At 27.5% G+C, this 5326-nt stretch carries 6 protein-coding genes; all 6 read left to right on the plus strand.

The features are described from left to right. The first annotated feature begins 226 nt into the window (after positions 1–226). Positions 227–1069 carry an AraC family transcriptional regulator gene (locus Q0V24_RS16865; protein ID WP_297523306.1) on the plus strand — a complete coding sequence of 281 codons (843 nt, stop codon included), beginning with the start codon at positions 227–229 and terminating at the stop codon, positions 1067–1069. Between the two features lie 91 nt (positions 1070–1160). Further along, the gene (locus Q0V24_RS16870) at positions 1161–1919 is read left to right on the plus strand and encodes an EFR1 family ferrodoxin (RefSeq protein ID WP_297523308.1); all 759 of its coding nucleotides are present in this window, start codon (positions 1161–1163) and stop codon (positions 1917–1919) included. Between the two features lie 485 nt (positions 1920–2404). Continuing rightward, positions 2405–3043, plus strand: a complete 639-nt coding sequence (locus Q0V24_RS16875; protein WP_297523310.1) for a Bro-N domain-containing protein — start codon at positions 2405–2407, stop codon at positions 3041–3043. A 503-nt stretch (positions 3044–3546) separates the two neighbouring features. Then, positions 3547–4179 carry a BRO family protein gene (locus tag Q0V24_RS16880; protein WP_297523311.1) on the plus strand — a complete coding sequence of 211 codons (633 nt, stop codon included), beginning with the start codon at positions 3547–3549 and terminating at the stop codon, positions 4177–4179. Between the two features lie 332 nt (positions 4180–4511). Beyond that, positions 4512–4967, plus strand: a complete 456-nt coding sequence (locus Q0V24_RS16885) for a DIP1984 family protein (RefSeq protein WP_297523313.1) — start codon at positions 4512–4514, stop codon at positions 4965–4967. A 44-nt stretch (positions 4968–5011) separates the two neighbouring features. Further along, positions 5012–5170 carry a hypothetical protein gene (locus tag Q0V24_RS16890; protein ID WP_297523315.1) on the plus strand — a complete coding sequence of 53 codons (159 nt, stop codon included), beginning with the start codon at positions 5012–5014 and terminating at the stop codon, positions 5168–5170. Positions 5171–5326: the final 156 nt, after the last annotated feature.

A 5326-nucleotide genomic window follows, 5' to 3' on the forward strand; every position in this document is an offset into this window, starting at 1 on the left:
ATGTATCCTCTAAAGATATTTAGTTTAGTACTAGGTATCTTTAGAGGATTTTTTTTATTTTAAATTTTATGAAAGGCTGTGGATAAAAGTTTATTTGCTTTTGAGCATATTAATATATCATTAAACCTATTCGTTTAGGTGTTAATAATAAGGTTTATGATAAAATGATGATAATAAATTAGTTAGAAAAAATATTTATAGATAAAGTAAGTAGGGAGAGAAAGGTATGTATCAAAAGATAATTATTGAGGCTATTAATTATATTAAAGATAATTTAGAGAAAGATATTAAAGTTGATGATGTGGCTAAGCATTGTAGCTTTTCAAAGTATTATTTTAATAGAGTTTTTAAAAATGAGGTTGGGGAGAGTGTTTATACTTTTATAAAGCGTCTTAGACTTGAGAAAAGTGCAATGGATATTATTATAGATGGTGATATATCTATTACACAGGCAGGAGAGGTTTATGGATATAGTTCATCAAATTATAGTGTAGCATTTAAGAATCATTATAGTACTTCTCCAAAAGTATATAAGGAGGCGTTTACGAGGAGTAGTATTAAATCTACTGATAATTATTTTGCAGATTTGAGTGATATGGATTTTGAGTATTTTGATAAACAGATGGAGAAAGTAGTTTTAGATGATAGAACTGTTATTTATGAAAGGTATATGGGGGATTATATAGATTTAGATAATAAGTGGAATGAGTTTTTAGAGAAATATAAGAAATATTATGATAAGGATAGTTTAAATATTGAGATTACAAATGATGATCCAATTATTACACAGGCTGATAAGTGCATAATAGATTTGTGCATGACTACAAATAAGATAATTGATATTCCATATAATACTCAAGTTATAAAGGGTGGAAATTATTTTTTATATCATTTAGAAGGGACTAATGAAGATATATTTGAGAAACTTGAAGGTATAGTTAGTATTTGGATGCCAAAATCTAAGGTGAAATTTGATTTAGATAATAGAAAAATATTTAATATAATTAAGCTTGCCAATAAGGAGAAAAATCATTATATTTTTGATGTTTATATTCCTTATAAAAAGTAAGATAGCACGAATTCAGAAGTATAATTTGTAGTTTTTAAATATAATTGTATTAAGAGTTAGAATTATATTTAAAAATTTAAGGAGTATTTTTATGTTAGTATTATATTTTTCAGGAACAGGAAATACAAAGTATATAGCAAATAAGTTTGCAGAGAAAATGAATGGTAAGAGCTATTCAATAGAAGAAGAGGTTGATTTTAAAGAAATAATTTTAGAAAGTGAGATAATAACGTTTTGCTATCCTATATATGGTTCATCTGTACCACTTATAATGAGTGATTTTGTAGATAAGTATAAGAGTTATTTAAATAATAAAAAGCTTATAATACTTAGTACTCAGATGTTATTTTCAGGGGATGGTGCTAGAGTATTTGTAGATTTGCTTAGAGGAGTAGAGTTTGAGGTTATTTATGCAGAGCATTTTAACATGCCTAATAATTTACCTAATTTACCTGTCATTAATGTGAAAAATGGAGATAAGTTAAAAAAGAAAGTTGCTAAGGCAGAGAAAAAATTAAGTGAAGTTTGCGATAATATTAATGCGAAGATTATTAAAAAAAGAGGGTTTAATAAAGTTTCTAAATTCTTAGGATATAATCTACAAAGAAAGGGATTTACTAAGCTAGAGAAAAAAATAAAAGATGATGTAAAAGTAAATGATGATTGTATTTTATGCTCTGCTTGTGTTAAGGTATGTCCTAAAAAGAATCTGTTTATAAATAATAATAAGATTAATTCAAAGGGTGATTGTACTATTTGTAATAGGTGTGTAAATGTATGCCCTAAACAAGCTATAACAGTTTTTTATCATAATAAAGTTAGGGTGCAGTATAAGGGAATAAGAAAGTAGCCATAGAAAGATTTATATATAGGCATTGTATACGAAACTATGATTTAGCAAAAGCTAACTTTAATATTGATGTTAAAGGAAGTGCTAAGTATGAAAAATGTAGCTATTGTTGGACTGTGGACAGTAGCTCGTTTACTTGCTAAGGGTTTTAAGATGGTTTTTCTTGAAAAAAATCTCCCTAGCCAATAATGGCTAAGGAGATTTTCATTTATATAAATGTATCCTCTAAAGATATTTAGTTTAGTACTAGGTATCTTTAGAGGATTTTTTTGTTTTAAATTTTATGAAAGGCTGTGGATAAAATTAATGAAAAGTTATCCACAGGTTGGTGGAGATTTATAAAATATAGGAACAATTTTAGAGTAAAAATAGTCAGTTTCAAAGTTATCTATAGGATAAAGCTAGTGATAGCAATGTATGTAGAGGTCGTACCCGTTATGGGGTCGACCTTGAAAATAAATAAAATTCAATAGGAGGAAAATAAAATGAGTGATTTAATTACTAAAAAATTTAAAAATAAAAATCTTAATAGTTTAATTTGGGGTGGAGAAATTTGTTGGACTGGTATGGAGATTGCAGAATTTTTTGGATATTCAAATAAAAGAAAAGCAATTAATGATTGTATTCAAAGAGAAAAACTTAAGGAAGGAATGGATTATAAATTTTTAAGTGGTGATGAGTTAAAAGAGTTTAAAGAAACATTTGCAGAGATATTAGGTGAGCAAAAGTTTGCACCACAAATAATTATATTCTATGAAAGAGGATTATATAGATTCCTAGCTTATACAAAAATGCCACTTGGAATTGAATTTAGAGAATGGGTTGCAAGTGAAGTTATGCCAACTCTTAGAGAAAAGGGCTATTACGTTATGGAGGGTGTAGAACTTCCTACCCAGAATATTCAAAAACCAGAAGCAGTACATAATCTATCTGACTTTGGAAAGTTTAGTACAGAAAAGATGGAGCGTTATAGATTAGCATTTGAAACTGCTAAGATACTTGAGCCATCACTTGATAAGATTACTAAAGACCCTGTTTATAAGTTTTTATTTTTTAAACAAATTTTTGTTGATGCAGGACTTGAGCTTCCATCGTTTATAGAGGAAGAGTTAAGAACGTTCTAACAATGGTTAATAGGTCATCAAATTTAATTTGATGACCTATTTTTATGTGTGTATATTCTTAAAATTAAGGGGCAAGATAATATCAAAGTAAAAAAAGTCCATGATTTTATAAGTGTTGGTGCACTTGTAAATTCAAAAGATACTGATACTATCTAAAGAATCCTAAAATCAAAGACTTCTATTGTATTATGTTCAATTTTTGAGTTTTTATACAAAAAGAGTTTAAAGATTTTTATAGAGAATTGTTTTGATGATTATATTATATGATTTTGAAATGTATCCTCTAAAGATATTTAGTTTAGTACTAGGTATCTTTAGAGGATTTTTTTTGTTTTAAATTTTATGAAAGGCTGTGGATAAAATTAATGAAAAGTTATCCACAGGTTAGAGGTGTTTAGTTTCAATGCTTTTCAAAGGTGATGGTCTGTAAAACCATCACCTTGAAATAAGAAGAATCAGCTTGTTTAAGATATGAAAATTAGATTTAAAAAGGAGAAAGTGTAATGAATGATTTAATAGTTAAGGAATTTAGAGATAAGGAATTTTATAGTTTGGTATGGAATGATAAACCTTGTTGGGTTGCAGTTGATGTTGCAAGTCTTTTTGGATATATTCATAAATCAAAGCCTATTATGAATTGTATTAGAAGAGAAAAATTTGAACTCGGAATAGAGTATGATGTTTTAGATGGTGATGAATTAAAAAACTTTAAGGAGGTTTTTTCAGAGCAATTAGGTGATACAAAGTATGCTCCAAAAGTAATTATATTATATGAAGTTGGTTTGTATGGTTTCTTAACTTATACAGAAATGCCTTTAGGTGTGGAATTTAGAAATTGGATTAGAAGAGATGTTATGCCAACTCTTAGAGAAAAGGGCTATTATGTTATGGATGGAGCAGAGCTTCCTAATGAGAATATTCAAAAACCAGAAGCAGTACATAATCTATCTGACTTTGGAAAGTTTAGTACAGAAAAGATGGAGCGTTATAGATTAGCATTTGAAACTGCGAAGATACTTCAGCCATCACTTGATAAGATTACTAAAGACCCTGTTTATAAGTTTTTAGTTCTTAAACAAATATTTGTAGATGCTGGGATAAATATTCCGCAGTTTATTGGTGAGGAATTAATGTAATTTTTCAAGAAATTTTCTTTTGAATTTATAAATTAATTTGTTATAATATAAATAAGAAAAGCCTAGTGCGTCAACACTAGGCAATCCTTAGAACATTTATTTGTTTTAGGGCTATTGGAAATTTGAATAATTTTTTAAGTTAAAGCACTATTTATCTTTGTTCGATGGAGTGCTTTTTTCTTTTGTCTTAAATTTTAGGAAAGGCTATTTTTGATTTATTATTTCTATAAATATTAAACTACAAGTTTATTTCATGCTAAATCAAATATAGATATAATTAAACCAAGTTAAGAAGTTAAGAAATTTAAAAATTAAAAGGTGGTTGATTGTGTATGAAATTAGCTGAGGCTTTAAATTTAAGAGCAGACTTGCAGAAAAGAATTGCAAGTTTAAAAGATAGATTAATTAAAAATGCTAAAATCCAAGAGGGAGATATACCAGCAGAAGATCCAAGTATTCTTTTAAATGAGTTAAATAAGAATATTATTGAACTTGAGAATTTTATAAAAAAGATAAATAAGACTAATAGTTTTGTAGTTATAGATAATGAGAGTATTTCAGATATGATAGCTAAAAGAGATGCTTTAGGTTTGAAATTATCTGTGTTAAGAGCTTTTCTTACAGCAGCTTCTAATAAGATTGATAGATATTCTAATAAAGAAATAAGAATTTTGAGTACTGTGAATGTTACACAGAAGAGAAAAGAAATAGATGAACTTTCAAAAGAATACAGAATTTTAGATACAAAGTTACAAGGATTAAACTGGACAACAGATATTCTTTCTTAATTTGTATTGTGGTAGTTTATAAGGGTGAACATAAGCTCTGCTAATTGAGGTGTGAATTAGCACTTGATAGTAGATACGGAACTGATTTACGAATAATAATTGATAAGTTCAGTATTGTTACAAGAGTAAAGTTATTGTGCAAAGTTATGACCATATGTTGGCTTATAAATGAGGGTGGGCTTGGGAGTTTTTTTAGAACTTAGTGAAAGAAATTTTGCTAGGTTCTTTTTATTTTAGAGTGGAATTGTTAATTCGGTTGACTCATAAGATTCAAAGTTTGTAGCTATATCTAATAATAAAAAAGTGGATGGGTTACAATAAATTGAACATAAAATATTCGGACATGATATAATATCATA

The organism is uncultured Clostridium sp., from assembly GCF_947039605.1.
Taxonomy (GTDB): domain Bacteria; phylum Bacillota; class Clostridia; order Clostridiales; family Clostridiaceae; genus Sarcina.

Coding starts and splice junctions, on each gene's coding strand:
- Q0V24_RS16865 (WP_297523306.1), top strand. CDS start 227: ATGTATCAAAAGATAATTATTGAGGCTATTAATTATATTAAAGATAAT.
- Q0V24_RS16870 (WP_297523308.1), top strand. CDS start 1,161: ATGTTAGTATTATATTTTTCAGGAACAGGAAATACAAAGTATATAGCA.
- Q0V24_RS16875 (WP_297523310.1), top strand. CDS start 2,405: ATGAGTGATTTAATTACTAAAAAATTTAAAAATAAAAATCTTAATAGT.
- Q0V24_RS16880 (WP_297523311.1), top strand. CDS start 3,547: ATGAATGATTTAATAGTTAAGGAATTTAGAGATAAGGAATTTTATAGT.
- Q0V24_RS16885 (WP_297523313.1), top strand. CDS start 4,512: ATGAAATTAGCTGAGGCTTTAAATTTAAGAGCAGACTTGCAGAAAAGA.